Here is a 2,112-nt window from a genome sequence, read left to right on the forward strand (position 1 = left end):
GGATCAGGGCGACGACGGTCATCGCAATGTTGATCAGGTAGGCCAACTGGCTGGGCCACGGTGCCCATTGGGCGAGGACCGCCGCGACACCGGCACCGAGGCCAAATCCCGCGGTCAGGCTGAGTGCGGCGCGGCGGGCGCCGGCAGTGACCGGCGCGCCCGCCCGGTCGGAGAGCTCTTTGATCCAGCTGCCACCAACCGCCATTGCCAGACCGATGGCGATGCCGCTGAGCACACGGCCGACCGTCAACAACGCGACCGAATGCGCGCCTGCGGCCAGCAGCACCGAACCGAGTGCGGCGAACACCGGTGCGGGCAACATGAGCGGTCGTCGTCCGAAGCGGTCGGACAGCGGTCCGCCGATCAGCAGTGCCGGCACGATACCGAGCACGTACGCGAACAGCAACGCGTCGACGAGGACCCCGGCGACGTGCCCCTGCTGCCGGTACATCACCAGCAGGGGGGTGAACTCGTTGCCGCCCCACGCCGCGGTGAACACGGCGAGACTGACAGCGACCCAGGCGCGCCCCGAAACGGTGCGGCCCGGTCCGTCGGCGGGGGTGGTCGTCGCGGTCATCGGTCGACCTCGGCAACGTCGTGGACCCCGGCGAGGTGAGCACTCAGGAGCGCGCTGAATCGGTCGGCATCGCCGTCGGCAAGGGCCCTGGTCAAGGCGGCGTGGTCGTCGTGAATACGATCGGTGACGGCAAGATCACGGTGCATGCTCGCCGCCGTCATCCGGCGTCGTCGTTCACCGAGGGAGGTGAAGAAGTCGCGGAGCAGACTGTTGCGGCCCGCGTCCACGATCAGCTGATGGAATTCGGTGTCGATCCGAGCGAAATCGTCGCCGTCGGTAGCGCGATGCGCCGCCAGGTTGGCGCGTAACTTCGCCACGAGTTCGGCGGTCGCCTCGGGCCGGGATACGACGTCACGCGCCGCACTTCCCTCCACCAACAGCCGGGCTTCGAGGACTTCGCGCGATTCCCGCTCGCCGACCGGGACAACCAGCGCACCCCGTTTGGGGTAGAGCCGCATCCAGCCTTCCGCGGCGAGACGCAGAAAGGCCTCGCGCACCGGGGTTCGGCTGACCGCGCAGCGCTCGGCGACCTCACCCTCGCTGATCAGCTCCCCACCGGGGAGTTCACAGCTCAGGATCAGTTCCTTCACCTCGCCATAGACGCGCTCGGCGGCTGAATACTTCTTAGACACAAGATGTATTCTAAACCACCGCCCCGGCTTCCCGTCCAGCGAGCCGCCCACACCGACCCCCGTTTTGCCCCCAGGCCCGCACCCTCGGTACCATCGACACCGCTGTCGCGCTTGTCGCGGCGCACGCCGCCTTAGCTCAGTCGGTAGAGCGATTCACTCGTAATGAATAGGTCACCGGTTCGATTCCGGTAGGCGGCTCCAACGCAGGCCGGTTCCCCGCACGGGAACCGGCCTGCGGCGTGTGGCGGACCCCGACCTTGACTCAAATACGAACATGTGTTCGGATATCAGGCATGCGATGGGCGACGCAGTCGGCGGATGCTGACGACGGCGGACTGCCCGGCCTGGACCGGGCGGGACTGGTCCGCACCACCACGACCCCGGAGTTCGAGGGGATCGTCTTTCACGAAGTGCTTGCGCGCAGTGCCCTCAACCCACTGCCCGACGGCGCGCAGGTCCCGTTCAAGTACACGATCAACACCATGCGCGGCTGCAGCCATGCCTGCCGGTACTGCTTCGCGCGCCCCACCCACCAGTACCTCGACCTGAACCCGGTCGACGACTTCAACTCCCAACTCGTCGTCAAACTCAACGTCGCCGCGGTACTCCGCAAAGAGCTACGCCGACGCTCGTGGCGCCGAGACACCGTCGCCCTGGGCACCAACACCGATCCGTATCAACGCGCAGAGGGCCGCTATCGACTGATGCCGGGCGTCATCAGCGCGCTCGCCGAGTCGGGCACCCCGATGTCAATCCTCACCAAAGGCACGCTGCTGCGCCGCGATCTGCCGCTGCTACAGTCCGCCCGCTCGGCCGTCGACGTGCAGATCGGCGTCTCGCTCGCCATGGTCGACGCCGATCTCGCCACACAACTCGACCCGGGTGCACCCTCCCCGCGCGAGC

At 67.6% G+C, this 2,112-nt stretch carries 3 protein-coding genes and 1 tRNA gene; 2 read left to right on the top strand and 2 right to left on the bottom strand.

Features of this window, described 5'->3' with window-relative positions:
- Together WAW85_RS02470 and WAW85_RS02475 are read right to left on the bottom strand one after the other, a co-directional pair.
- On the bottom strand, positions 1–577 hold a 577-nt coding region (locus WAW85_RS02470; protein WP_422558075.1), incomplete at its 3' end, for an MFS transporter.
- Positions 574–1,209: a GntR family transcriptional regulator gene (locus WAW85_RS02475; protein WP_422558076.1), complete on the bottom strand. Its 636-nt coding sequence runs from the start codon at positions 1,207–1,209 to the stop codon at positions 574–576. The genes WAW85_RS02470 and WAW85_RS02475, both read right to left, overlap by 4 nt.
- 125 nt (positions 1,210–1,334) lie before the next feature.
- On the opposite strand from WAW85_RS02475, the gene WAW85_RS02480 reads away from it, so the two are divergent.
- Together WAW85_RS02480 and WAW85_RS02485 are read left to right on the top strand one after the other, a co-directional pair.
- Positions 1,335–1,410 (top strand) — tRNA-Thr (locus tag WAW85_RS02480).
- Positions 1,411–1,502: 92 nt separating this feature from the next.
- Positions 1,503–2,112 (top strand): radical SAM protein (locus WAW85_RS02485; RefSeq protein WP_422558077.1); only part of this gene is annotated, 610 nt, incomplete at its 3' end.

It is taken from the genome of Gordonia sp. (in: high G+C Gram-positive bacteria), assembly GCF_049299075.1.
GTDB lineage: Bacteria > Actinomycetota > Actinomycetes > Mycobacteriales > Mycobacteriaceae > Gordonia.